Origin of the sequence: Candidatus Thalassolituus haligoni, from assembly GCF_041222825.1 — a bacterium.
GTDB lineage: Bacteria > Pseudomonadota > Gammaproteobacteria > Pseudomonadales > Oceanobacteraceae > Oceanobacter > Oceanobacter antarcticus.
Genome location: NZ_CP139482.1, coordinates 4,241,671 through 4,268,008 on the forward strand (window position 1 = coordinate 4,241,671; position 26,338 = coordinate 4,268,008).

The window sequence follows — 26,338 nt, forward strand, 5'->3', positions numbered from 1 at the left end:
GGAGCCGTTGGCTCCCTGTTTTTTACACCTGGCGAACAGTTACTGGCCGGTTGCCAGTTCCACCATAAAGGCGGGAGTTACCACCAGATTGTATTTGCTGCCATCGTCGAACACGAATACCGGCAAGCCACTACGGACTTCCAGCGTACCCACATCATAGCCGCCGGAGGTGATGTTGCCAGCAAACTCCAGATCACCGTCACAGGCCGCAATACCCTGAGCCGTGACATCGCCAGAGGCACAGGTGGCGGCGATGGTCATGGTGACATCGCCATTGCTGATTTTCAGGTTAGTAACGGACGCTGTAGTTAACTGTTCAGAATCCAGGTTGATGGTGATCGAGTTGCTACCATATTTCAGTCGTAGCAAGCCGATGCCGTCTTCCAGGCCAGTGCGTTCACCGACCAGGCGGATACTGGCATCGTCCATACCCATGGCGGCGGCATCAACGTCCAAAGCAACGGAGTATTCGAGGTAAGTCTCGGCGGTTTCAGCATCCAGAATGCGGCTCTCAGTACTGGCGTCATAGAGATCGACCCCTTCAACATAAATCTCCAGCGTAACGGCATTACCCGCTAACAAGTCTTCCAGATAAACGTACTCAGAGCCGTATAACCAGGCTTGTGCACTATTCTGATCGGCAACGGTTAAAGAGGCTGACGCATATTCATAATAGGAAAGACTGTCGGATACTGCGGCCCACCAGTCAGTCGCATCATCAATATCAACACTACCGTCCAGATGGACATCCTGAGCACTGATACCAGCAATATAGATTTCACAATCGTAGCCAGCGGTTGTATCACCAACGCAATTTTCAAGCGTAATCTGCGTCTCGGATGGAATATAGGCACTGCCATCAGACACATACCCAGTCCAGCCATACCCGGTCATATTGGTTAACAGACTGGCAAACGATGGGTCGTAGTTACTTTCAAACGTCAGACTGACAGAGTTATCGTCGTTATAGTTTACCGTCACTCCGGTGATGGTAATGCTGTCGATCACCGTGCCATAACCAGGATCAACCGGGCCACTACCAAAGCCCGCCAACGCCGCCACTTCCTGCAGATTGTTGGCACCGATATAGCCGGACAGATGCAAGCGGGTGGTACCGGCCCCATTAATCACTTCCAGATCACCCGACAGCGATGCTTCGGTGAGCACATAGATCGGAGAGTCATAACCATCTTTTATGATCGAGCCATTGGCCGCGAGAATAGCTTCGTCACGCATGCCGATCGAACCATCAAAAGCGCTTGAATATCCGCTCGCCTTGACCAGCTTGGTGGCACCGTCGAAGTTCAGATCCACTCCGGCATCTTCACCATCAGCCAGCGTCGGTACGATGCCGATACTGCCGTCGAAGGTGAGCACATTGCCGTCGGTATCCGTTGCCTGTAGCGCACCAACAAAAGTGATGGCGGCAGTATCAGCCACAAACCAGCTCTCAAGGTCATTGATGTCGTCTGAAGAGCCACCGATAGTAGCCGTCAGGGTGCCTTCAATCTTGTCATCGTTACCAGCATCATTTTGCAGTAATACACCCATTGCCAGTGAACCTTGCAGATCACCCGTGTAGTCACCACTGCCATCGACCGCACGGCTGACTGTCAGATCAATGCTCAGGTCAGCACTGGCCTGGGCAAAGTCGGTGTCGTCCGCCAATTCACTGATGCCGTCAATGCTGCTGTCGAGCTGGATGCTCATGTCTTTCAGGCCATCGATCGCTTCGGTTTCAACAAAGGCCGTCAGGCTGTCGAGAGAATCAAAAGTCAAGCCGAGGCTACCGCTGGCGGAGAAGGATTCGCCATCCTCCAGACCCGTCATATTAAAAGCAGTGATGTTCGCCGTCAGGGCACCGCTCAAGCTGATACTCACGGTCATCGCAGAACCATCATCAATCGTGGCACCAACACCTTCACCGGAGAAGCTAAGGGCATCAACATAGGTGGCACCAAATAGCGTGGTGGTGGTATAGGTGACGCTGACGTCTTTGCCATCGTCTGGCTGGCCATCCTCGTCTGCATCCAGAAAATCAATAATGGGTAGAGGAACACCGCTGGCTAACAACCCGGTTGCCGTAATGGTGAAACTGCCATCACCGTTATCGGTGCTATCCAAATCGTTATAGTTCTGCACGATATAGGCACCCAAGGCAACGTTCTGCAGCATGATGCCGGTTGCCTGGAATACCACACCCGGATGAGTTTCTTCGTAGGTATCGTACTCCAGGCAGTTGTCGCTGCTATCCCACCAGTAACAGTCTTCATACAGCTCACTTTCAACCACCAGCTCTTGAAAACCACGGAAGATATCTGCCTTGCTTTCCATTGCACTCACCAGTGCATCAGTTTCTGCCGCTTCGGTATCCAGAGCGGTCACCAGAGTGTCGGTATCCACGCTCTGGATCGCATCATTCCAGTTGTTCAGATCTTCAATCAGGCTGATCGAAGCGGCCACCGCCTGCGCTTTGAGTTCCTCTTCGGTTGGCTCGGTGGTGGTTTCGTCTTCAACCACCACCTCAGCCACTTCTTCTTCGTCTTCTGCTGCGACACTGGCTTCCAGTTCATCCAGATGGTATTCGGTAGCAATCGCCACACCGGTAGCACCCAGATTAGTCCCCGCTTCTTCCGCCGCATCGGCGGCACCAGCAAAGACATCTTCCAGATCAACAGCATTTTCATCGCTGGAATTAATCACCACTCCGCCATCGCTGTAGTCTGCTGCCAGGCTATTCACGACGTTGGCAATATCGGTATTTTTCCGGCTGGCAACAGTGGCAATGGCCGCCACGATGGCACCGTACTTCTGGCTATCAATATTGGCACTGGCAGAGTCTGAACTGGTGATGTCGGCAGGAGAGGTATTGGTGATATCAACGTTATCCAGGCCCAGCAAAGTCGCGGTTGCCTTGTTCACCGCCGTTACTTCTGCCGCAGTCGCGCCACTGGGATAAGCCGCTGCCGCACGGGTCGCCGCCAGGTGAGTGACCGGGGTTACCATCAGGGTCTTGGCCGTTTCGGAGCCATAAGACGGTAAAATGGCGGTCAATTTGAAATCGGCATTGTCGTAGTCATAGAACTGGCCGAAGGTGTAGCTGTTGCCTCCCCAGGTACATCCCCCTGCGGCGTCACACTTGACCTGGGTAGAGGAATTGGTGGTCATGGTGACCTTGACGGGCACATCGGATGGAATATCCATCTCTGCCAGAGTATAGCGGCCGGTCGCATTCGTCGTCGTCGTGCCATACTCGGTGCTGCCATTGAGGCTGGTCACCGTGATGTCAGCGCCAGTCAGAATACCCTTGACTGCCAGACCGGTCAGGCTGACCCGGGTAACCGTTTCGGTACCCGTATCCGTACCTGTACCTGTACCTGTATCTGTGCCTGTATCCGTACCAGTGTTGTCTGTGCCAGCATCACTGCCACTATCGCTATCACTACTGCCGCCGCCACATGCGGTGAGAGCCAGCGCCATGGCGAATGCCAGTGGCGTTAAGGAAAACCGTATCATATTCACTGTCCGTGTTGGTTGGATTGTCAGGCATCCAACGCAACAGCGTATCTGTCAGATCAGATGCAACTGTACTAATAATGGCTGAAAATCGCTCAAAGGAAAACCGTTCTCCCCCTTTAAGAGCACCAAAATCTGCCAACCTTCGGTCTGCTACAATAGCAACAGCAACTACTCTTCGGGCGCCAAGCCAGACACCAGCATCAAGAACTGCTCATGTTCCGCCATCGCCGCAAAACTGCTGTCGTCGCGGGCCTGCAAACGCAGGGTTTCGGATTGATTGATGGCCTGCTCCAGATCTTGTAATGCTTCGTCGATGTAACCCGATTCGGCGTGCGCACAGGCACGCTGATACATGGCGTGACTGTTTTCCGGATCAATATCCAGTGCCTTGTTCGCCAGACGGCTGGCCCACTGCGCTTGCCCCAGCAAGAGTGCGGCATCGGCCTTGTAGGTTAATGCTTCAACATCATCCGGGCGCAGTAACAAAATCTGGTCATAGATGGTTATCTTGCTTTGCGGGCTGCTTTCCTGTGATGCTTTGAGCCAGAGCGAATGTATTTCGTTGGTCAGTTCTATTTCTTCCTGCGCAGCAGCAATATGCCGTGATTTGCTGTGTAGCTCGAGTTCCAGCTTGTCCAGTCGGGCTTCGTAGGAGTCGGTAATCCGTTTGACTTCATCGTTGGCGTAGGCGCCCACGCGCTCCTTGATGTCGCGCAGGGAGTTCCAGCCAACCAGCACCAATAAGGTTGAGGCTCCGGCAATCAGGTAGAAAAAATAGGTCACCGTATCGGTTGCGTAGGTCAGTGCCCGATCAGCTACCTGAAACTCGCGTTCCACCACTTTTTCAGTAAATTCGACCCGTGCATCGGCGAGCATCTGGCGCAGGTTTTTCACTTCATCAAGGATGTAACGTTCGGTGAAGGCGGTATAAAGCGGTGCTTGCAGGTGGTTTATGGTGGTTGCTGCTTTTTCGTCTGCGGATATTGAGACACCCTCGGCGGCAGGTTCGGGTGCGGCAAAGCAAAACGCAGCAACCAGCCAGAAGCCGGTTGCTGCGCCAAGCCGAAGCAGCAAGTTCGTCGTATGCGTTATGCTGTTTGCTGCTGTTGCCATATATCTGCCTGCTCTACCAACCGGGAATGGAGTGCCTTGACGGCCGTAGCGTAGTCCGCATCACTGACCAGAAACATCATATCCACCTGACGCATCGCCTGATGCACTGAATGAATATTGACCCCCGCATCAGACAAGGCACCCGCCGCACTTTGCAGCAAGCCAGGCACTTTCATATCACTGCCAATCGCACTGACCATCGCCAGTTTCTCAACCCGAATATCGGCATCGGCGTAAACCTGCTGGAGGCGATCCATCAACCAGTTAATACGGCGCTTGTTACCTTTCAGGTAAAAAGTTACGGTATTGGCGTTAAAATCCTTGGTCAGTACCCGTACGCCTGATTCAAACACCAGATCGGCCATTTTCTGCCCGTGGGTGGCATCACCGACCATATCCTGATCAAATACTTCCAGCGCCCAGACGTTACGGGTTCCGGCGATGATTTCGACTTTTGGCGTACTGCTGCAATAGTCGCGGCGAATCTCGGTGCCCTGGTGTTCCGGCTCGAAGGTGTTGCGTACGATCAGGCGAATATTCTTTTTACGCAAACCGGCTGCGGCACGAGGATGGATGGCTTCCATACCCAGGTTCGCCAGCTGATCAGCGACATCGTAATTGGTCATGCCGATCGGCTTGACGTTGTCTGCACCCACCAGCAGCGGATCGGCCGTACTGAAGTGGTATTCCTTGTGAATAACCGCTTCGCAGGCATCTGTCATGGTCGCGATTTTACTGAAGGTCATTTCGCTGTAGCCACGATCATAGGTGCGCATCAAGCCTTCGCGACACTGGGTATACCCCGTGACAATGGGCATTTCCTTATCAAGATCGACACCCTGAAACGCCTTGAGAATATGATCTGAAAAACTCATCTGGGTATCTGAACGCCAGTTGGTAAGATCAATAAACCGGGCATTGACATCGTGCTGACGCAACAACAGCACCGAGTTGTAGGCACTGTGGGCTTCACCCATGGCACTGAGCATTTCACGGACACGATGCAAGTGGTCGTCGAGCTGAAAATGACCAAAGCTGCACACCGCTTCCAGATGCTCGAGACAATCCCGCACATCGGCCATACGGCTGGAGATAAATTGGTCGGCACGCTTGCGTACCATGTCGTTGTTGAGTCCCCCGGAACCGAATATGCCCATGTTCACCGCCAGCATGGCATTCAGCACATCTTGCAAGCGCGACTGCCAGGAGCGGCCATCATCCATTTCGGCAAACAAGGCATAGACACCGGCTTCACCGGTTTTCTTGTGCTCCAGCAAGCCATTGGTGATCCCGCCGTAAGCGGACACTACGAAGATCCGTCGATACAGGCTTGTTTCTGCACCATTTACCGAACGCGGACGCATCCAGATATTTTCCAGTACATGTTGATATTGACTCATCGACGTGCCGCCGATTTTTTCGACACTGTGTGTCATGTAAAAATGATCTCCTGATAGGTTCTGACTGAGCGTGATGCCATATTCCCGATTTACAGCGAGAGAGGTTCATCGTTCAGTTTGTAGGAACCATCATCATCATGAATTTCCTTGCCGTTTAATGGCGGGTTAAACACACACGCCATCTGCATATCCTCGGTGGTGGCACGCAACAAATGCTTGTCGTTCTGATCAAGCACATAGAGAGTGCCAGCCTTGATGGGATACACCTTGCCATCGGCACAGGTTTCAATCTCGCCTTCACCACTGATGCAATAAACCGATTCCAGATGGTTTTTGTACCAGATAGGGGTTTCAGTGCCTTTGAAAATCGTCGTGATGTGGAATGAAAAGCCCATGTTATCGTCAGCCAATAGCATGCGGACGCTTTTCCAGGTGCCGCCATCAATTGCGCGTTCAGAGTTGTCACAGTCCTGCAAAGTACGAACAATCATGAATATAACCTTGAGTTTTTTGAGATAGGGAAAGTGCGGGGCGGGTAACCACGACAGCGGGCCACCCGCGAGCAAGAGGATCAGGAAGCGTTGGCTACCTTGAGTCGTTCAGCCAACACATCGTCAATACAGGATTCCAGAATATCCAGACCTTTATTGAGATTGGCTTCTTCAATCGTCAACGGTGTCAGAATCTTGACCACCTGATCATCGGAGCCGCTGGTTTCGATAATCAGCCCCCGGCTGAACGCCAGCTCGGTAATCTCGGACGCCACCTCACCGGAAGCAAACTCCAGCCCCTGCATAATACCGCGTCCCTTGTGCTTGCAATCGCCAGCATGTCGCGCCTGAATACTTTTCAGACGGCTTTTCAGCAAAAATGCCTTATGTTTGACCTCTGTCGCAAAGCGATCATCACTCCAGTAGGTTTCCAGCGCCCGGCGCGCCGTAACAAAGGCATGGTTATTCCCCCGGAATGTGCCGTTGTGTTCGCCCGGCTTCCAGGTGTCGTATTTTTCTTTCAGCAACACCACTGCCATCGGCAGACCATAGCCGCCGAGAGACTTGGACAGGGTAATAATATCGGGCTGAATATCAAATTCTTCAAAGCTGAAGAAGGTGCCACTGCGGCCACAACCCGCCTGAATATCATCGACAATCAGCAACATATCGTGGCGACGACACAGTGCCTGCAAGCCGCGCATCCATTCAGCACTGGCGACATTCAGACCGCCTTCACCCTGGATACATTCCACAATCACTGCGGCGGGATGGCCAAGACCGGAAGAGCCGTCTTCCAGAGCCTTTTCAAAATACTTGAGCGTATCGAAATCGCCGAGATAACCATCAAACGGCATAAACTGCACACCTGTCGTTGGCATGCCGTTGGCCTTTTTGTAATAGCCGTTAGCGGTAACCGCTGCCGCTCCCTGAGTGACACCGTGAAAACCATTAGTGAACGACACAATGGTCTGACGACCGGTATTCATCCGGGCAATTTTTAACGCCGCTTCCACCGCATTGGTGCCGGTCGGGCCGGTAAACTGCACCTTGTAGTCCATGCCACGAGGTTCAAGGATATGACTCTGGAACGTCTCGAGAAAATCTCGCTTGGCTTCGGTATGCATATCCAGACCGTGCGTAATGCCGTCAGCCTCGATGTAATCAATCAGCGCCTGCTTGAATTCAGGGTTGTTGTGGCCGTAGTTCAGCGTCCCTGCACCACCCAGAAAATCGACATACTCTTTACCCTGATCATCCACCAGAGTAGCGTTATATGCTTTGCGGAACACCACCGGAAATGCACGGCAGTAACCACGAACGTTTGATTCGATGTCTTTAAAAATACCCATAATCCAGTGCTCCTTATTGCTTTTCCAGTGGTTCAAGTGAAGGGGTAGCCGTCTCGGCAAATGGCCCGATCGAGACCAGGGTCTCGGTAGCGTGCGCACCATCAAAGTGCTGTTGCTGATCAAACATCACCTCAGTAGCCAGCTCTGCGTCCAGATCCCGCGCCAGACGGCGGAAGGTACTCCAGGACGCTTCATTGGCAGCGGTGATGCTGGTGTGAACAAAACGAACGAGAGGCCCTTGTTGCTCGATCAGTCGTGCCAGCATCTGGCTGGCCAGTCCCTGGCCACGGGCATGTGGCGCAACAGCAACCTGCCAGACAAACAGTACATCTGGCTGTTCCGGCACCCGGTAGCCGGAGACAAACCCAGCCAGCTGCCCCTGTGACTCAGCCAAGATAGCGGTATCCCGGAAGTGAGAGCATTGCAAAAGATTGCAATACATTGAATTGACATCTAAGGGCTTACACTCATTGATAAGCTTGAAAACCCGATTCCCATCAGTGGAATTTGGTTTCCGGAAGAGAATATTACTTTGATCTGTATTGGTAATTTCGGACATTTCTGACAATATATCAGTCACACATTTTCTAGAGCCGCCTACTGAAGCCAAAAGATGCTTCATTACGGCCCAACCATTTATTTAGTACACGAAGCATTTTAGCCGCTCACCAAGATACTTACAACCCTAAGCAATATTTAGATCAAAATTTAACCAGGCAAGTCTTTTATTGACCCGCTTTTTTATTCACCACCTGTGTCAGCGCCATTCATGGCCGCAGCTGTAAGATCCGCCACAATCGGGCAACAACCATTTTCTTCGTACTCTAATCATTGCCAGCAAGGTAGAATCATCCGATCTATCCACAGTTGTGCTGCTCATGAAACGTTATGATGAAGTCCTGGTCGCCTTGCGACGTATTATTCGCGCCACTGACCTGCATTCAAAACAACTGAGTAAAACGTCAGGGTTAACCGCTCCCCAGCTCCTGATCCTGCAGACCCTGCGCCACAACGATGACATGACAGTGGGCGAAGTGGCGCGCAAGGTCAGCCTGTCCCAGGCCACAGTCACGACGATCATTGATCGTCTGGAAAAGCGTGGTTACGTTGTCCGAGAGCGTGGCAGCAGTGACAAGCGCAAGGTTTACGTTCACCTGACGGAAGAGGCACACAAAGCGCTGATGAATGCACCACGGCCACTGCAGGAAAGCTTCATCCGACAATTCCAGGATTTGCAAGAGTGGGAGCAGACCATGATCCTCAGCTCTCTGGAGCGAGTGGCCTACATGATGGATGCGCAACACATCGACGCCTCCCCGGTACTGGATGTTGGCGCCCTCGACCGAATAGGAAATAATTCCCCGACAGAGCATTCATCAGGGAACCCCTGACCATCCGCTACATCTCAGGACAACCCCAACAGTGATTGTCCGACTTAGGCGGGCTAACTGACGTTGGTCATACACTTGTCACGCCGGCTGTGATACTCAATAGGACAGCCCCTATCAACCCAGGACGGAGAGAGTCCATGACAGACGTAGTAATAGTTGCAGCAACCCGTACCGCCATCGGCAGCTTTGGCGGCTCCTTGGCCAGCCTGTCTGCTGTCGAACTCGGCGCACAGGTCATCAAGTCACTAATGAACAAGACTGGCGTTGCTGACGATCAAATCGACGAAGTAATCATGGGTCATGTACTGACCGCTGGCTGCGGACAAAACCCGGCCCGCCAAAGTGCAATCAAGGCAGGTCTGGCAGAAACGACCTCGGCCATGACCATCAACAAGGTCTGTGGTTCAGGTCTCAAGGCATTGCACTTGGCAGCACAATCCATCGCTTGCGGTGACGCCGATCTGGTGATCGCAGGCGGACAAGAGTCCATGTCCAACGCTCCCCACGCATTGCCAAACTCCCGCAATGGTCAACGCATGGGTGACTGGAACATGGTAGATACCATGATTTCCGACGGCCTGTGGGATGCATTTAATGGCTACCACATGGGTGTTACCGCCGAAAATATCGCCGACGAATACAACATCACACGAGAAGAGCAGGATGCCTTTGCCGCCGCTTCCCAGGCCAAGGCTGTTGCTGCCATTGAAGCTGGCAAGTTCAAAGATGAAATTACCGCCGTTGAGATTCCACAGCGCAAAGGTGATCCACTCATTTTTGATACTGACGAAGGCCCTCGCGCCGGTGTAACGGCTGAAAAACTGGCGGGCATGCGTGCGGCATTCAAGCGTGATGGTTCCGTCACCGCTGGCAATGCGTCCTCCCTGAATGACGGTGCCGCCGCTGTCATGCTGGCCAGCAAGGAAAAGGCCGACGCTCTGGGCTTGCCTGTTCTGGCCACCATCAAGGCCTATTCCAACGCGGGTGTGAGCCCCAAAATCATGGGTACTGGTCCAATCCCTGCGACCAAAAAGTGTCTGGAAAAAGCAGGATGGGAAATTTCAGACCTGGATCTGATTGAAGCCAACGAAGCCTTTGCCGTGCAGGCTCTCTCCGTCAACAAGGGGCTGGGCTGGGATGTCGAGAAAATCAACGTCAATGGCGGTGCGATTGCATTGGGCCACCCGATCGGCGCTTCTGGCTGCCGCATCCTGGTTACCCTGCTGCATGAAATGATTCGTCAGGATGCCAAAAAAGGCTTGGCCACCCTGTGTATCGGTGGCGGCATGGGTGTCGCTCTGGCTATCGAACGCTAGTCAGTCAGATCTGGCGATAGCCGCATGACAGCTATCGCCCAGACAGTGTAAGACAAAAAAGGCCAGGACTGTTTCAGTCGCTGGCCTTTTTTGTCTTTTATAACAATTTGTAGCAAGGATGCTGCCGTTGCCCTCTCTGGCGTCAAGAAGCCGCTATTCGGCAAGAGCCGATCAGCGGCAACGTCACTTACTCCGGAGTTTCAGTCTTTGGCTTGCTCGGAGCAGGCTTTCTTGGCGCACGAGGCTTACGAGCCGGGGGCGGTGATATGGCGCTGGCGGGTTCTGGCGCACTGGCACTGGGCGACGACTTACTGATGGCAGCAACAGGCGCTGGCTGCGGCGTAGCTTCTTCAACAACCGGCTCTACCGCCTCAACAACCGCAAGATCTTTATGTTCACTGGCTCTTTTTGGCTGCTCCGCAATAAATGCCTTCACTTTCGGTGCAATCATCTCCCTGAACCGACGGCCATTAAAAATGCCGTAGTGGCCCACACCTTCCGCTTCCAAATGTTGCTTGCGATCCTCTGCAATCTCGGAACACAGCTCCAGCGCACACGATGTCTGGCCACGACCAGTGATATCGTCCAGCTCACCTTCAACCGTCATCATCGCCATGTCAGTGATGTCAGCCAGATCAATCCTGCTGCCACGGTAATCCATTTCACCTTTGGGTAACGCCTGATCCAGAAACACCCGACGAATGGTATCCAGATAATAATGCGCTGGCATATCCATTACAGACAGATACTCGTTGTAAAACAGCCGATGCCCTTCGGCGCTTTCACCATCGCCCTTGACCAAATCGGCAAAGAACTTGAAGTGTTTACTGACGTGAGAGTCCATATTCATGGACATAAAACCGGAGAGCTGAATAAACCCTGGATACACCAACTGACCACGGCCGGTAAAGCCACGAGGCACCCGACAAATGACGTTATCTTCAAACCACTCAAGATCCTTGCCCGAGGCGTAATCATTCACTTCGGTCGGATTGATACGGACATCGATCGGCCCACCCATCAGCGTCATACTGGCTGGCAAACAAGGGTCGTTATCCTTCGACATCAGACTGGCAGCCACCAGAGCTGGTACACACGGCTGGCACACCGCAATCACGTGAACGTCTGGCCCCAGGGCACGACAGAATTCAATCAGGTAGTCGACATAATCATCAAAATGAAAAGCGCCATCTGCCATAGGTACATCACGGGCATTTTTCCAGTCAGTGATATATACCTCATGATCAGGCAAAAACTCCCGTACCGTCCCCCGCAACAGGGTCGCATAATGGCCTGACAAAGGCGCGATCATCATTACCTTGGGTTGATTTTCGGGCGCATTCTCACGACGAAAATGCAACAGATTGCAGTAAGGACGATCCACGATCACTTCGTATTCTATGGCAACTTCGCGACCATCAATCTCGGTTGCATCCAATTCCCAGGTAGGGGTTTCATAACAATCGGTCAGTCGCTCAACGGTTTCCAGCCAGGCTCGCATGGTACGGAAAGTCCAGCCGTAATTAAGAGGGTTAACAGGCTGATACAGGAACTGTCTGGTCATTCGAGACAGGATGTGGATGGGCCGCATGGCGTCCATCATTTGAGCATTCATGTTATAGAGCATGATCTGTTTCCCTCGCTTCCGCCTGACACACAGGCCTGATAAGTAACCAAAATCGTAACAGAAATCGGTTGATCCGTATGATGAAGGATTAGGTCGAAATCATCTATAAACCGAACAACAAATAACCAACATGGACGTTTGTAATGTTTGTCCTGTATTACCCCATCCCTTTGTACAATAGGCAGGATCACGCAACAGTGTTTACAACTGCGGCCCCGTCATGGCGGCATAATGACGGTTTACAATTGCCAGTGGCACATTCCCCTAACGTTACGGAAACCTATCGATGCACCTGAAACTAAGACTGATACACAGCACCATGATGTCCGGCGTACTCAGCCTGCTGATGAGCTGCTGGATTCTATATATCAACCTCGGCTACTCCAGTCATTTTTTTGCACTCTGGATGAAAGCCTGGGGGCTGGCGTGGCCGCCCGCATTGGTCATTTCGTTTCTTGCAGGCCCAAGCCTTCTCCACTTAGCGCAAAAGCTGTCGAAATAAGCCTGGTCAAGATGCCCCGTCCCGTAAAACCACCCAGTCAGCACCCATGACGAAAACGCCGTTGCTGAGGTTGAATTGTCAAACATGCGCCGTTACCCTGCCGCATTAAATTGCTACGCCTCTTACGGAGATATCCATGATCAAACAGGCCCTTGCTCTGACCTTACTGGCTCTCGCCGCACACTCCCAGGCATCAGACGCAGAAAAGACGCCACCGTTTTGGGGAGGAGCTGCCGAGCTGGGCAGTATTACTACCTCCGGCAATACCGAGACCAGCAGTTTGAATGGCAAGTTCGCCTTGTGGCGCAAAGGTATCGACTGGGATACCAACTATCGCCTTGAGGCTCTGACCAGCGAGGAAGATGGCACCGTCTCCAAGGAAACCTACTACGGCTCGGTGCAGTTTGATCGTAACTTCGGCGAACACTCCTACCTGGCCATTCACGCCGATCAGGAACGGGCGCGTTTTTCCGGTTTTACCTATCAAAGTACCGTCTCAATTGGCTACGGTTACCGGGTCATCGAATCGGACACCATGAAACTGGATCTCGAAGCTGGCCCCGGTTACAACCGTGACAAGCTGGAAAACTCTGGCGAGATTAAAGATCAGGGTATTGCCCGGCTGGTACTGAAATATGGCTGGGAAATCAACAAGGGCACCGTCTTTACCCAAACAGCCAGCGCGGAAATGGGTGGTGACAACAGCACCTATAAAAGCGAAACCGGCCTGAAAAGCCAGATCAATGGCTCACTGGCCACCAAGCTGACTTATAAAATAAAATACGTTGATCAGGTTCCCGAAGAAAACAAGAACCTGGACAAGGAATTCGGCGTTACCCTCGTATACAGCTTCTGAGGATACGCTGGAGCCAGACCATCATGACCGGTCTGGCTCCCAGGCGGGCCATTCCGGATAGTCGCTCCCGGATTGCTGGCAGAACTTGCTATTGCCTGCCGGTTCGTCAAAGCATCGATCCGGTTTGGCTGAGGGTTCAGGCGGCGAAGGTAAATTCCAAGGCAATCTTGCACCACCTTTTCCAGGGCCATCCCGAAAATCTTCCGGTTTCGGCCAGCGCTTCCTTTTCTCACGCCGTCGTTGTTGTTGCTGAACCTCCGCCAGCTGCTCTGGCGTCAGAACATTACTCAACAGCTTTTCTATTCCAATCCGAGCGGCTTCCATCTGACTATGATCCATTGGCCAATCAAAATCAGCCGTAATGGCAGCCTGCGAGTGTTCCAGCCGTTGCCACTGAGCCGGAGAAAGCGCCAACTCTTGCACCATACGCTCCAGCATTTCTGCGGTCGCTTTGCGGTGAAAGCGCTGCACAATGGTATCCGCCTGCAAACGCTGAGCCTCAGTCAGTACCTGCTGCAACTGCTTTCGCATCCCGACTTCCAATTCACGCTCTTGCGCCCGTTGCTTGAGCCATTGCTGCTCGTCAAACCCCTGCCCCCAGCGTGGAATAGATTCGTCACGCAGTTGCTGAAAGTGCTGTCGAAAACCGGTTTCAATACGTGCCATTTCAGCCTGCTGTTTGCTGCTGAGATCAAGCAACTCCGACCAGTCCATCACCCGATGAGGCCCTTCGAACGCACAAACTTCCATACCAAAGCCCAGCACGGGCAGCAGACTGATCAGAAGCAACCATTGTCGTAAAATTCTCATGTCACGCCTTCTGCAATCTTATTTATAAACCACTCAACGATATATCACATTGAGACATCTAACCGTCCTGGATGTGTGAGCCTGAGCAAAGAATTGTCACAGTTCATCTGCAAGTATCCATACCTGAATCCGTCCACCCGGTTACCGTCCAGCACCAATACTGGTTATTATAGGTGGGAACATTCGTTAGAGCGCAGCCCCATGACCGATCACGACGATACGTTTTTCCAGGAGATGCAAGACGTCAAACCTCTGCAAACCCAAGCCAAAGTCGCTCTTCGAAAGGGGGATATTACACTGGCCTCACAACAGGCACGCCGCCTTGCGGCCATTGATGACAGCCCCAAACGCGACCCCAATTATTTACAGACAAGCAACATCAAACGTATTGGCCCACACGATGTCGTTGGCTTTAAACGTCCAGGGATTCAGGATGGCGTATTTCGCAAGTTACGTCTGGGAAAATATGAGAGCGAGGCGCGTCTCGACCTGCATCGCCGCACGGTAGAAGAGGCCCGCCGACAACTGTTCCGATTTTTTCAGGACTGCATGGAACACGACATTCGCAGTGTGATTGTGTTGCCCGGTAAAGGTGAACGCAGTGAAGGTGATTCCGCAATATTAAAAAGCTACCTGGTGCATTGGCTGGAACAGATTGATGACGTCCAGGCTTACCATACCGCCCAACCGCAGCACGGCGGAGCCGGGGTGTTTTATGTATTACTGCGAAAAAGCGAACGCAAGAAACAGCAAGCCAGAGAACTGTACAGCAAGGGACGGCTGTAATATCAGCCAGCGGCAAACCAACTCCGACTACCGCTATTGCCGCATCCGGGATGTCGGCCACCCAGCATGGCATCATCATGTAGTACTCCGCTGTTACCCACCGCCGTTAACCAGCCCTTAAAGTAAAAGCCCGTCGTCGTTGTGACGACAGTCCAGATAACAATTCCAGATAACAATAAGGAACTGACTCATGGCCAAGGTACTGTTTATTGCCGGTGATTTTGTTGAAGACTACGAACTGATGGTGCCCTTTCAGGCATTGCAGATGGTGGGTCACGAAGTGCATGTAATCTGCCCGGATAAAGCCGCGGGCGACATCATCAAAACGGCCATTCACGACTTTGAAGGCGACCAGACCTACACGGAGAAACCAGGCCATAATTTTGCGCTGAACGCTGATTTTGCGGGCCTCAACCCCGCGGATTACGACGCCCTGCTACTGCCCGGTGGTCGCGCCCCGGAATATCTGCGCTTGAACAGCGACGTGATCACCATGGTCAAACACTTTGCCGACGCCAACAAGCCGATTGCGGCCGTTTGCCATGGCGCCCAGATTCTGACCACGGCAGATGTTATTCGTGAGCGTACGATTTCCGCCTACCCCGCCTGCGCGCCAGAAGTTACGATGGCCGGTGGTATTTACGCCAATATCGCGGTGACCGAAGCCGTTACCGACGGCAATCTGGTGACCGCTCCGGCCTGGCCTGCTCATCCGTCATGGTTGGCTCAATTTAATCAGCTACTAATGGCGTTGTGAGTTTCCCTTCTGGCCAAACCCGCTAGAATCGTCCAGATACGCCCTGCCATATCCGCAGGGCATTCTGAATTTGGCCGGTGCCAGAGGAGGCGATATGTGTGAAATTTATTCCGCTGCCGAACCTGAGTTGTTTGAATTAAAAACCCGTTCCATCCGCCTGGATGGTGTTGTCACCAGTATTCGGCTGGAGGCGGTTTTCTGGCATTTGCTAGAAGACATCGCCAGTGATGCGGAGCTGTCACTGGGTACGTTTCTAAGCCGCATTCACCGCGAAGTGATTGCACGGCGAGGCGAGGTCGGTAACTTTGCCTCACTGCTGCGAGTCGCCTGCACCACGCACCTCAACCAGGGCCAGCGCCTGACAGTACCACCAGACCGGGCCCGCTTGAGCCCGGATATTCAGCACTGACGACTGAATCAGCGCAAAAACAACTGGTAGGCCATATTGTCGCTCTCGTCCCAGTAGGGGTAACCAAGTTCATCCAGATAACCGTGCAACTGGGCCAGCTTTTCTTCCGGCACCTGCAACCCCACCAGCGTCCGGCCACTGGCCGCGCCGTGGTTACGGTAGTGGAACAACGAAATATTAAAGCGCTTGCCCAGGGTTTTCAGGAACAGCAACAACGCCCCCGGACGCTCGGGAAACTCAAATCGATACAGGCGTTCGTCATCGACCGCAGCGGGCGCATGACCACCGACCATATGACGAATATGGTACTTGGCCATTTCATCATCGGTCAGATCCAGCACCGGGTAATCGTCCGCCTGCAACTCCGCCAGCAGGGCCTGCCGCGCACCTGGCTCAGGGCCGACTTTGACACCAACATAGATACGCGCCTTGTCATCATCGCCATAACGATAGTTGAACTCGGTGATCGGACGCTTGCCCAGTAACGAGCAAAAGCGCTGGAAGCTACCAGGCTGTTCGGCAATGGTGACCGCCAGAATGATCTCACGACCTTCGCCGATTTCTGCCACTTCCGAGATATAGCGCAAGCGATCGAAATTGACGTTAGCGCCACTCAGAATGGTCACCAGATTCTGGCCTTCGCAGCCTTCGCGCTCAACGTACTTTTTCACCCCGGCAATCGCCAGTGCCCCGGCGGGTTCACAGACAGCTCGGGTGTCATCAAAGACATCCTTGATCGCGGCACAAATTTCATCCGGCGTACAGGTAATCACCTCGTCAACACAATCCTTGGCAATCGCCCAGGTATGCTCACCGATGGTGGCCACGGCAACGCCATCAGCAAAAATACCCACTGCCGGCAAGGTGACACGCTTACCCGCCGCCAGCGCCGCCGCCAGACAGGCGGACTCGGTACATTCAACCCCGACAATCCGGACTTCCGGCTTGAGCGCCTTGATATAAGCGGCCACACCCGCCACCAGACCACCACCGCCAACCGGAATAAACACCGCATCCACGGGCTGTTGCATCTGCCGCAGAATTTCCATACCGATGGTGCCTTGTCCGGCAATCACATCCGGGTCATCGTACGGATGGATATAGGTCATGCCTTTCTCAGCGACCAGCTTTTGCGAATAGGCAAAGGCATCGTCAAAGGCATCGCCATGCAGCACCACTTTGGCCCCCTTGGCCTTGACCGAGCGCACCTTGATTTCCGGCGTGGTGCGGGGCATCACAATCACGGCTTTTAATCCCAGATCACGGGCTGCCAATGCCAGTCCCTGGGCGTGATTACCCGCAGAAGCCGTCACCACACCACGGGCTTTTTCTTCATCAGTCAGCTGTGCCGCCTTGTTGTAGGCACCACGAATCTTGAAGGAATACACACCTTGCTGGTCTTCACGTTTAATCCAGATCTGATTACCCAGTCGCTCTGACAAAAATGGGGCAATATGCAGCGCCGTCTCGATGGCAACATCGTAAACCCGCGAGGTAAGGATTTTTTTCAGATACTCGTTCAACATGAAGTGGCCAATCCTGAAGCAAGGCCAGACCGGATTGCCTGGCAAGGAAGAATGAAGCCAGGCATTGTAACGCACAGCGCTCTATAATGGGTGCCGTTTAAGCACGACCCGCACCTCTTGGACATACGGAATCAACATGACTCAAGACGAACTCAAACAAGCCGTCGGTGACGCCGCAGCACAATATCTTCTGCCTCACCTTGAAGAACGCACCATTGTCGGCGTTGGCACCGGCTCTACCGCCAACTGCTTTATTGATGCCCTGGCCCGGCACAAACATCTGTTTGATGGCACCGTCGCCAGCTCTGAAGCCTCGGCCCAACGCCTGCGCGAGCATGGCATTCCGGTTTACGATCTGAACGCCGTTGATAGCATCGACTACTACATTGATGGCGCCGATGAGATTAACCACCGGCTGGAGATGATCAAGGGCGGCGGTGCGGCGCTGACCCGTGAAAAAATCGTCGCCGCCGTCGCCCGCCACTTCATCTGCATTGCCGATCAAAGCAAGCTGGTCGCTACCATGGGCAGCTTCCCGCTACCGGTTGAAGTGATTCCCATGGCTCGCTCCCATGTGGCACGGGAAATCGTCAAACTCGGTGGCGATCCGGTCTATCGCGATGGTGTAATCACCGACAACGGCGGTCAGATTCTGGATGTCTACAACCTCCGTATTGATGCCGCCATCACGCTGGAAAAACAGCTGAACCAGATCACCGGCGTGATCACCAACGGTCTGTTCGCCATGCGTCCGGCCAACACCCTGTTGCTAGGCACCGATGAGGGCGTTAAAACCCTGACCGCACAGTAATGAGTACCCGGCCCCCGAGCGGCTGGCGGATCACGCTTACCTGGCTCAGCCGGGGCCTGGCGGCATTCGGGCTGCTGGTCGTGTGCCTGCTGCTTGTTGTTCTGGTGTCGCTGCCAACCCTGGTGAAATCCGCTGCCAACCAGTGGCTTCCGGCGCTGGTGCAACAAATCACCGGAATCGAAGTCAGCTGGCAGATAAAAACCCTGCAATGGCATCAACTCGAACTGGATTACCTCACTGCCCGGCTGGCTGACGGCACCACTCTTGCGCTGCTGGATGGCGAGCTGCAATACGATTCCTTGGGCTTGCTCGGCGGTCAGCTGGAGCAACTGCGTATCCGCGAGCTGCACATTGTGCTTGGCAGTACCAGTACCCGCCTCGCTGCCGCCCAAGCCAACAGCACCGAGGCCGCCGCCCGCGCACAGCTGGACAATGAATGGATCGAGTTGCCGGCACTGAACCAGCTACTGACAAGTCTGCCGATCAAAGACATCAGCATTGAGACACTGCAACTCGATCACCCCCTGCTGCAGGCCAGATTAGCTGTCGAGTTGAATGCGCAACACTGGCAGTTGCTCGGTCAGTTGACGCCGTTCCCGGCTACCCAGATCACCGCCGACGTACCACCCGCGCCACCCTGGAACCTCAATCTGCAGCTGCTGGCCAATGGCCAGATACTGGCGCAGCTATCCGATCAGTCCACCCTGCTGGCGCACTGGTTTATCCAACTGCAACAGGATGCAACCACCACTCGAGCCGAGTTACGACAAGTACTGATACTGCCCGAGCTGTCCCGTCAGGCCTATCGCTTGCCGCCAGAAATACGCCAGATGTTCACCGCTCACCCGGTGCTGGCGACCCTTGATACACTGGAATCCACCGCTACCCTGACCGTTAACAATCGTTTTCGCTTACCACAAGACCTGCAACTGGAAGCGGTCACCCGGTTAACCATGGCACCCGGCAAGCACCTGATCCGTCGAGATCTGCCAGAGCTGCAAATCGAAACCCAAGCCACCGCCAACACCCTCTCCAGGCAATGGCAGCTCAAGCTACAACATCAGCAAGATGCCTGGCACAGCCAACTGAGTGGCCCCGCCATCCGGCTTCAGCTACCAAACCAGACCCTGGATATCAGCCCCTGGGAAGCAGAGATACAGTGCAACCCGTTACTGTCTCAGTGCCATGCCAGTGCCAGCCCCACCTTGCGTTTTCAGCAAGATCAGGATCAACAACATCTGGATGGCACCGCCAATCTGCCTTTGCAACTGGACTGGAATCGCGTCAGCACGACCGACCAGCCCATGCTAACCGCACAGATTCAGCTGGCCGCCCAGGGCAACCTGCGCAGCGCTGCCATTACCAGTGCCTGGGATATGACCAGTCACTTGCAACTCACACTCAATCGTACCGGCCCACTGACCCTTCACCTCGACGACACCGCCTTCAACGCCAGTCCGCAACCGATTGAACAGTGGCGCGTCGCCGCCTTACACATCCGCCAAAGCGGCCGTTTTGGCGCGACCTGGGACAGCAATCAACTCGAGACACCTTTTACGCCGCTCTCCGAGCTGGCATTTGACCTCGATCCGCTGACACTGCAACAACCAGAGCGGATTATTCGTACCGGCGCCTCACAACTACGCTGCACCGTCGATTTGGTACAACCCTTGTGCCATCTGCGGCTATTACTTCGGCCATCACAGTGGCAGCAATGGCCGCTGCCAGATGCTCGCCTGAGCGCCGATATTCGTTACAACGTCGCCACTACGCAGCTCACTGCCAATCCCGAGATTCGCCTGGGCAACGGCGAGTTGCAGCTGCGTAGCCAACTCCAGCACCAACTCGAATCCGGTGCCGGTTCCTGGCAATTTCAGCTCCTCAACAGCAGTATTGTCTGGAACAAACTGGGGCTGAACAGCATGCCCGACCTGACCGGCGTCGATATTCTCAGCGGCGAATTGTCGGGTCAGGGCTGGGTTGACTGGAACCTTGAGCAGCAACGTTTCCAGCCCGACATCATGCTACGTGGCGACAATATCAGCCTGGTCTACGACAACCGCATCACCCTGGACAACTGGCAGTTTTTAATGGCGATGCGGCCGGGCAGTGAGGGTAATTATCAGATCAACAGCCAGGTGGGAGGCGACACTCTCAACACCGGGGTCGAAATGACCGACCTGCTGGCCAGAGCAGACGTCACCCTCGCCCACGACTTCAGCTGGGCCAGCGCCGACATCCGCGAGCTGCATACCCGCCTGCTGGGGGGTCGTATTTACATTCCGGCGGTCATGTACGACAGCCGCAAGGAAATCAACTCTTTCGGCATTGCGATTGACCAATTACAGCTGGCCAGCCTGGCGCAGCTGGAACCCAGCGCCGAACTGGAAGCCGATGGCCTGCTCGATGGCGTACTGCCAATTGTATTGACTCAACAAGGCCCCAGTATTCCGGGAGGCAATCTGTTTGCCCGCGCCCCCGGCGGCACTATCCGCTATCAAACCGATGCCAGTGAAGCCCTCAAACAAAGTGACCCCAGTGTCGCCCTGGCAATGCAATTACTGGAAAATTTTCATTTCAAAGAGCTCAGCTCCGGCGTGCGTTACCAACCCGATGGTTCACTTAACCTCAGCCTCAAATTTGAAGGCAACAACCCCGATTTCTTCAACGGCCAGGCCACTCACCTCAACGTCAATCTGGAATACAACCTGCTCGACCTGCTGTCCAGCCTGCGGGTGGCCGACGACGTGATCAATCGGCTGGAACAGAAATACCAATAACAACCTTTCTGATTGCCGCAAAACCGTCATGTATTTGATCTAGGCTGCCCGTCTTTTGATTCAGGTTCGGAATTCGGCGCTATCCTCCAGGATAAAGTCACCAGCCCCGGCCAAAGCGAGCTACAATCCGGGTTGTTTTTTCACGGGTAACTCAGGAGCACATCATGGCCTTCACTGACTCTCAACGCATGTTTCCAGAAACTCGACTGCGTCGTATGCGCCGCAATGATTTTTCCCGTCGGTTGATGCGCGAAACCCAGCTGACGACCGATAGCCTGATTTACCCGATGTTTGTGCTCGAAGGCCATCAGGAACGTGAAGCGATTGCTTCCATGCCAGGTATCGAACGCCTGTCCGTTGATTTGCTGGTCGCCGAGGTCAAGCACCTGTACCAGCTCGGTATCCCGGCGGTTGCCCTGTTCCCGGTAACGCCGAACAGTGCCAAGTCCGAATTGGCGGAAGAAGCATTTAATCCTAATGGTCTGGCTCAACGCGCTGTGCGGGCGATCAAGGATGCCGTGCCCGAGATGGGTGTGATTACCGACGTTGCCCTGGATCCGTTCACCACCCATGGCCAGGATGGCATCATTGATCAGGATGGCTATGTACTGAATGACCGCACCGTCGATACGCTGGTGAAACAGGCTTTGTCTCATGCCGAAGCTGGCGCCGACGTTGTCGCTCCTTCCGATATGATGGACGGCCGCATTGGTGATATCCGCGTTGCGCTGGAAGAAGATCGTTTTGTAAACACCCGCATCATGGCCTATTCCGCCAAATATGCATCGGCCTACTATGGCCCTTTCCGCGATGCGGTCGGTTCTTCGGCCAACCTCGGCAAAGCCGACAAGAAAACCTATCAGATGGATCCGGCCAACAGCGATGAAGCGCTGCATGAAGTGGCTATGGATCTGGCCGAAGGTGCCGACATGGTGATGATCAAGCCGGGCATGCCGTATCTGGATATCGTTCGCCGCATCAAGGATGAATTCCGCGCCCCCACCTTCGTTTATCAGGTCAGCGGTGAGTACGCCATGCACAAAGCGGCAGTGGCGAATGGCTGGCTGGATGATAACGCCGTTATGGTGGAAGCCCTCACCGCCATGAAGCGCGCCGGTGCCGATGGCATTCTTACCTATTACGCCAAACAATACGCAGAGTGGATCAACGCTTAAGGAAGCAGAATGAGCGACGTACAGACAACCGAAGCAAGTATCGACCTGAGTAGCAGTGAGTATTACTTCAATCGTGAACTGAGCCATTTACAGTTCAATATCCGGGTGCTGGAGCAGGCACTGGATGAAAGCCACCCACTGCTTGATCGGCTGTTTTTCCTGTGTATTTTCAGCCGCAATCTGGACGAGTTTTACGAAGTCCGAGTCGCCAACCTGACCCAGCAGCTGACCTTCGCCCGCGAACAGGCAGGGGCTGACGGTATGCACCCACAACAGGTGCTGAGCGCTATTCATACGCTCTGCAGCGAAACCGTTGAACGTCAGTACCGAATTCTCAATGAAACCATTCTGCCAGCGCTGGAACAGGAAAATATCCACTTCCAGCGCCGCCGTGACTGGACCGAAGAGCAACGGCTCTGGGTTGAAGGCTATTTCCGCGACAGTATCCAGCCGCTGATCAGTCCGATCGGGCTGGATCCTTCCCATCCGTTCCCGCGTCTGGTGAACAAGAGTCTGAACTTTATTGTTGAACTGGATGGCAAGGATGCCTTTGGTCGTGAAACAGGGCTGGCCATTATTCCGGCACCGCGCTCGCTGCCGCGTATTATTCGTATTCCAGATCATCTGACTAATGGCGGTGATCACTTTATTTTCCTGTCGTCCATGATTCACGAACATGCCGATGAGCTGTTCCCTGGCATGGAAGTCAAGGGCTGTTACCAGTTCCGGGTTACCCGCAACGCCGATCTGGAGATTGACGAAGACGGCACCAACGACCTCGCCTCTGCCCTTGAAGATGAGCTGCACTCACGCAACTTTGGCGAAGAGATGCGTCTGGAAGTGGCAGATAACTGCCCGTCCGAGCTGGTGAACTTCCTGTTACACAAATTCAGCCTGGAAGCCAACGACCTGTACATGGTCAATGGCCCGGTGAATCTGGGCCGGATGATGGAAGTGATTGGTCAGATCAACCGCCCGGATTTGCAGTACACGCCTTTTACACCCGGGCTGCCCAAGAACATCAAGTTCAAAAAGAGCATTTTCGAAAGCATGCGCGAGCGCGATACGCTGCTGCTACATCCGTTTGAATCCTTTACACCCGTCGTCGACCTGCTGCGCGAAGCCGCCAAAGACCCGGCGGTGCGGGCGATCAAACAGACGTTGTACCGCACGGGTGCCAAATCTGAAATTGTTAATGCGCTGGTGGATGCCGCCCGTAATGGCAAGGAAGTCACGGTTGTTATTGAACTGCGTGCGCGCTTTGATGAGGAAGAAAACCTCTACCTCGCCAACCGCCTGCAGGAAGCCGGTGCCGTGGTGGTGTATGGCGTGGTCGGCTACAAGACCCACGCCAAAATGATGCTGATAGTGCGTAAAGAAGAAGACCGCTACAAACGTTACGTGCACCTCGGCACCGGCAACTACCACGCTGGCAACGCACGGGCGTACACCGACTACAGCTTCCTGACCAGCAATGATGTCATGGGTGAAGACGTCGCCGCCGTGTTCCAGCAACTGACCGGCATGGGCGCCGCATTAAAAATAAAGAAGCTGTTTCATGCACCGTTCACACTGCACAAAAAACTGATCGAACTGGTTGAACGGGAACGGGTTCATGCAGAAGCAGGCCATCCGGCACTGATCCGCCTGAAAGCCAATGGCCTGACCGAACCAAAACTGATCCGGGCGCTTTACAAGGCCTCGCAGGCTGGCGTGAAGGTAGAGTTGATCATTCGCGGCATGTGCTGTCTCAAACCTGGGATTCCCGGTGTCTCTGAGAACATTGAAGTACGCTCGATTATTGGCCGCTTCCTGGAGCACACCCGGGTGTATTACTTCCTCAATAACGGCAAGGACGAAGTATATGCCGCCAGTGCCGACCTGATGGAACGTAACCTGTTGAATCGGGTGGAAACCGCCTTCCCGATCGAAAGCAACAAACTGAAAGATCGGGTCAAATCGGAGCTGGAAGCCTATATGCTGGACAACAGCCAGGCCTGGGTACTGCAGTCGGATGGCCGCTATGTTCGCCTCCAACCCGCCGAGGGTGAAGAAACCATCCGCGCCCAGAGTATTTTGCTGGCCACGCTCGCAACCACATCAAGCTGATTGATATCACCGGGTTCCGGGTTAAGTAGCCGCACGGCATATCGTGCGGCCAATCCACTTCCATACGGCTACATCACACCAAGCGCCATGCCGGCAGCTTTCTGGAATTCCACTTCCGCCATCAGGTCACCGGCCGTCAGCGGATGCTCCGCCAACCAACCTTCAGGCAGTTGCAGTTGCAGTTGATTATCCTCAGCAATGGTAACAACAGGCACCGGCACCGGATGCGCTCCACGGCTGTGGTTTAAAATAACCGCGATGCGAAGCAGTCGGGTCAACTGAATCACAAATTGACGACGTCCGGGAGATACCGCCGCAAATTCCTCAAGGCTGAATTTACGCCGATGACAACGTACCAGAGCTGCCAGTTTCACTTGCCCCTGGCGGGTAAAGCCCAGCATGTCTGCGTGCTGAAGCAGATAGGCACCGTGTTTATGGAAACCACTGTGAGAGAGGCTCAAGCCAATCTCATGTAACTCTGCCCCCCACAACAGCCAGCGCACCAGGCTGTCGTCCATCCCCCAGTGCTGATTCACCTGCACAAACAGGGCACGAGCCATGTCACTCACCCTGGCCGCTTGCGCATCATCGACATAGAAGCGTTCTTTCAGCGACTGAACTGTGCGCTGGCGTACATCTTCGTGACTCGAGCGCCCGAACAAATCCCACAACGCCCCTTCACGCAAGGCACCATCGGAATACACCATGTGTTCAATATCAAAGGTGTCAAATACCGCCGTCAAAATCGCCAGTCCACCAATAAACACCTGACGACGCTCGACCTTGACCCCAGGTAATACCACATCATCCAGCGTGGCAAATTGCAGTGCCTGCTTGCGTAATTTTTTTAGCGCCGGACGTGTTATCCCTTCCGTTGACCAGCCAAATTCCACCACGGACTGCTCAACTGCCCGAATCGTGCCGGAAGATCCCACCACGTTTTGCCAGCCAAGCTGCTTGTAATGGGTTTCTATGTTCAGCAACTCCTGACGAGCAGCGGCAACTGCCTGCTCAAACGCGGCTTCGGTAATCAGGCCATCGGCAAAAAATCGCCGGGTGAACGATACGCAACCCATATGCAGGCTTTCCAGTGCCTTCGGTTCAAACCGTTCACCAATAATAAACTCGGTGCTGCCGCCACCAATATCGACCACCAGACGATTCCCCATATCATCCGCCAGCGTATGCGCAACGCCCAGATAAATCAGGCGGGCTTCTTCGCGCCCGGCAATGACTTCGATGGGATAACCCAGTACCGCCTCGGCCCGTTCAATAAACTCCTGGCGGTTACGGGCGGCACGCAGCGCGTTGGTTGCCAACACCGTCACTTTGGCAGGATCCATGCCCTGCAAACGCTGGGAAAACTCTCGCAAACAATCCAGACCGCGTTGCTGTGCCTCTTCCGACAGCATGTAGTGCTCATCCAGACCAGCAGCTAGCTGCACTTTTTGTCCACGCCGTTCCAGAGTACGAAATTCACCATGAAATTCGCGGGCGACGACCATATGAAAACTGTTGGAGCCCAGATCAACCGCTGCAATCAATTCGCCTGGCTGGGCTGAGGTATCTGACATAACTCGAAGTCCTGAAACTGTCTTTTTTAGGGCA

Annotated in this window: 21 protein-coding genes; 11 read left to right on the forward strand and 10 right to left on the reverse strand. The window is 54.0% G+C overall.

From position 1 onward, the window contains the following. Positions 1 to 39 precede the first annotated feature (39 nt). The 6 genes from SOJ49_RS19195 to ectA form a co-directional block, all read right to left on the reverse strand. On the reverse strand, positions 40 to 3,516 hold the full coding sequence (locus tag SOJ49_RS19195) for a hypothetical protein (RefSeq protein WP_369856076.1): 3,477 nt from the start codon (positions 3,514 to 3,516) through the stop codon (positions 40 to 42). 171 nt (positions 3,517 to 3,687) lie between these two features. Beyond that, positions 3,688 to 4,632 (reverse strand): hypothetical protein, encoded by a 945-nt coding sequence (locus SOJ49_RS19200; protein ID WP_369856077.1) that lies wholly within the window; start codon positions 4,630 to 4,632, stop codon positions 3,688 to 3,690. Further along, on the reverse strand, positions 4,608 to 6,068 hold the full coding sequence (locus SOJ49_RS19205) for an aspartate kinase (RefSeq protein WP_369856078.1): 1,461 nt from the start codon (positions 6,066 to 6,068) through the stop codon (positions 4,608 to 4,610). Before SOJ49_RS19205 ends, SOJ49_RS19200 begins: the two co-directional genes overlap by 25 nt. Positions 6,069 to 6,121: 53 nt before the next feature. Then, a complete protein-coding gene (locus tag SOJ49_RS19210; protein ID WP_369856079.1) occupies positions 6,122 to 6,523 on the reverse strand; it encodes an ectoine synthase in 402 nt (133 codons plus the stop codon). Between the two features lie 80 nt (positions 6,524 to 6,603). Beyond that, a complete protein-coding gene (ectB, locus tag SOJ49_RS19215; RefSeq protein WP_369856080.1) occupies positions 6,604 to 7,875 on the reverse strand; it encodes a diaminobutyrate--2-oxoglutarate transaminase in 1,272 nt (423 codons plus the stop codon). Between the two features lie 13 nt (positions 7,876 to 7,888). Then, entirely contained in the window at positions 7,889 to 8,497 is a 609-nt protein-coding gene (gene ectA / locus SOJ49_RS19220) for a diaminobutyrate acetyltransferase (RefSeq protein WP_369856081.1), read from the reverse strand. Between the two features lie 256 nt (positions 8,498 to 8,753). Here ectA and SOJ49_RS19225 point away from each other — a divergent pair, with 256 nt between their 5' ends. After that, complete coding sequence (locus tag SOJ49_RS19225; protein WP_369856082.1) at positions 8,754 to 9,266, forward strand: MarR family winged helix-turn-helix transcriptional regulator; 513 nt, start codon at positions 8,754 to 8,756, stop codon at positions 9,264 to 9,266. Between the two features lie 137 nt (positions 9,267 to 9,403). Then, entirely contained in the window at positions 9,404 to 10,582 is a 1,179-nt protein-coding gene (locus tag SOJ49_RS19230) for an acetyl-CoA C-acetyltransferase (protein WP_369856083.1), read from the forward strand. Between the two features lie 187 nt (positions 10,583 to 10,769). Here SOJ49_RS19230 and SOJ49_RS19235 read toward each other — a convergent pair whose 3' ends face one another. Further along, entirely contained in the window at positions 10,770 to 12,209 is a 1,440-nt protein-coding gene (locus tag SOJ49_RS19235) for a polyhydroxyalkanoate depolymerase (RefSeq protein WP_369856084.1), read from the reverse strand. A 346-nt stretch (positions 12,210 to 12,555) separates the two neighbouring features. Here SOJ49_RS19235 and SOJ49_RS19240 point away from each other — a divergent pair, with 346 nt between their 5' ends. Then, a complete protein-coding gene (locus SOJ49_RS19240; protein ID WP_369858091.1) occupies positions 12,556 to 12,711 on the forward strand; it encodes a DUF2798 domain-containing protein in 156 nt (51 codons plus the stop codon). Between the two features lie 136 nt (positions 12,712 to 12,847). Continuing rightward, the gene (locus tag SOJ49_RS19245; RefSeq protein ID WP_369856085.1) at positions 12,848 to 13,567 is read left to right on the forward strand and encodes a YdiY family protein; all 720 of its coding nucleotides are present in this window, start codon (positions 12,848 to 12,850) and stop codon (positions 13,565 to 13,567) included. Positions 13,568 to 13,588: 21 nt separating this feature from the next. Here SOJ49_RS19245 and SOJ49_RS19250 read toward each other — a convergent pair whose 3' ends face one another. Continuing rightward, positions 13,589 to 14,377: a hypothetical protein gene (locus SOJ49_RS19250; protein WP_369856086.1), complete on the reverse strand. Its 789-nt coding sequence runs from the start codon at positions 14,375 to 14,377 to the stop codon at positions 13,589 to 13,591. A gap of 201 nt (positions 14,378 to 14,578) precedes the next feature. Between SOJ49_RS19250 and smrA the strand changes: the two genes are divergently transcribed. The 3 genes from smrA to SOJ49_RS19265 all read left to right on the forward strand — a co-directional run bounded on the left by smrA (position 14,579) and on the right by SOJ49_RS19265 (position 16,329). Beyond that, entirely contained in the window at positions 14,579 to 15,163 is a 585-nt protein-coding gene (smrA, locus tag SOJ49_RS19255) for a DNA endonuclease SmrA (protein ID WP_369856087.1), read from the forward strand. Between the two features lie 190 nt (positions 15,164 to 15,353). Further along, on the forward strand, positions 15,354 to 15,920 hold the full coding sequence (locus SOJ49_RS19260; RefSeq protein ID WP_369856088.1) for a DJ-1/PfpI family protein: 567 nt from the start codon (positions 15,354 to 15,356) through the stop codon (positions 15,918 to 15,920). A 94-nt stretch (positions 15,921 to 16,014) separates the two neighbouring features. Beyond that, positions 16,015 to 16,329, forward strand: a complete 315-nt coding sequence (locus tag SOJ49_RS19265) for a ribbon-helix-helix domain-containing protein (RefSeq protein ID WP_369856089.1) — start codon at positions 16,015 to 16,017, stop codon at positions 16,327 to 16,329. An 8-nt stretch (positions 16,330 to 16,337) separates the two neighbouring features. Here the strand turns inward: SOJ49_RS19265 and ilvA are convergent, their stop codons facing one another. Next, entirely contained in the window at positions 16,338 to 17,855 is a 1,518-nt protein-coding gene (gene ilvA / locus SOJ49_RS19270; protein WP_369856090.1) for a threonine ammonia-lyase, biosynthetic, read from the reverse strand. A gap of 136 nt (positions 17,856 to 17,991) precedes the next feature. Between ilvA and rpiA the strand changes: the two genes are divergently transcribed. The 4 genes from rpiA (at position 17,992) to ppk1 (ending at position 24,730) form a co-directional block, all read left to right on the forward strand. Continuing rightward, a complete protein-coding gene (gene rpiA, locus SOJ49_RS19275; RefSeq protein ID WP_369856091.1) occupies positions 17,992 to 18,666 on the forward strand; it encodes a ribose-5-phosphate isomerase RpiA in 675 nt (224 codons plus the stop codon). Further along, positions 18,666 to 21,446 (forward strand): YdbH domain-containing protein, encoded by a 2,781-nt coding sequence (locus SOJ49_RS19280; RefSeq protein ID WP_369856092.1) that lies wholly within the window; start codon positions 18,666 to 18,668, stop codon positions 21,444 to 21,446. Before rpiA ends, SOJ49_RS19280 begins: the two co-directional genes overlap by 1 nt. A gap of 164 nt (positions 21,447 to 21,610) precedes the next feature. Further along, positions 21,611 to 22,621 (forward strand): porphobilinogen synthase, encoded by a 1,011-nt coding sequence (hemB, locus tag SOJ49_RS19285; RefSeq protein WP_369856093.1) that lies wholly within the window; start codon positions 21,611 to 21,613, stop codon positions 22,619 to 22,621. A gap of 9 nt (positions 22,622 to 22,630) precedes the next feature. Further along, entirely contained in the window at positions 22,631 to 24,730 is a 2,100-nt protein-coding gene (gene ppk1 / locus SOJ49_RS19290) for a polyphosphate kinase 1 (RefSeq protein ID WP_369856094.1), read from the forward strand. A 68-nt stretch (positions 24,731 to 24,798) separates the two neighbouring features. Here the strand turns inward: ppk1 and ppx are convergent, their stop codons facing one another. Beyond that, positions 24,799 to 26,304, reverse strand: a complete 1,506-nt coding sequence (gene ppx, locus SOJ49_RS19295; protein ID WP_369856095.1) for an exopolyphosphatase — start codon at positions 26,302 to 26,304, stop codon at positions 24,799 to 24,801. Positions 26,305 to 26,338: the final 34 nt, after the last annotated feature.